At 63.2% G+C, this 748-nt stretch carries 1 protein-coding gene; it reads right to left on the bottom strand.

Annotated features, from left to right (window positions below):
* Positions 1 to 581, bottom strand: a 581-nt coding sequence (locus tag GY791_06180; GenBank protein MCP4328008.1) for a redoxin domain-containing protein, incomplete at its 3' end; no start/stop codon positions are given.
* Positions 582 to 748 lie beyond the last annotated feature (167 nt).

Raw genomic sequence — 748 nt, 5'->3', positions numbered from 1 at the left:
TGTTGGTCGACGTCGCCCCACACCTGCTCGTAGGTCACTCCGCGCTCTTTCAGGAAGGCGGTGACTTTCTCCTGGGGCCGGCCTTCGTCGAGGGAGACGCCGATCACGCGCACGCCGCGCGGGCCGAAGCGGCGGTGCAGGGCCTCGAGCTCGGGCATCTCGGCGATGCAGGCGGTGCACCAGGTGGCCCAGAAGTTGAGCACGGCGGTGCCGCCGTCGAGGTCGGCCAGCGCCAGGGCGCCGTCGCCGTCGAGGCGGTCGAAGGCGAGGTCCGGACGCGGCGCCGACAGCTCGCCGGCGGCCGGCGCCAGCTGGTCACGGTTGTAGTTGCGGTGCTCGAGGGCCGAGGTCTGGAAGTCGCCGGAGCCCTCGGTGAGGGCGATGCGGTGGTTGACCGGCAGATCCTGCCACGATTGCTCTTTGCCCGAGGGCCAGCGGACCTCGATCGAGTCGATCCGAGAGCAGCCGCCGAGGCCGAAGTGCAGGGTCGGGGCGCTCTGGGCCAGGAAGCCGGAGCCCAGCTCGACCTGGCGCAGCAGGCGTTTCCTTAGGGAAGGTGAAGTCGGGTATGACGTGTTGATGAATAGAACGACAGGAGATACTTTGAGAGCACTAACTGTCTCACTAAAACTTTGTCAACTAAGAGAACAAGCAAGTGAATACCCTGATCGGGTGTTCTCAACGCTACATTGTTTTGCGTAAATAAGGTAGCGACGTTTGTCAGGTACATAGTCATATATTGGAGTTA

It is taken from the genome of Alphaproteobacteria bacterium, assembly GCA_024244705.1.
In the GTDB taxonomy this organism is placed as follows: domain Bacteria; phylum Pseudomonadota; class Alphaproteobacteria; order JAAEOK01; family JAAEOK01; genus JAAEOK01.
The sequence above is the reverse complement of the archived record's forward strand: the minus strand, read 5'-3'. Positions and strand labels throughout refer to the sequence as shown.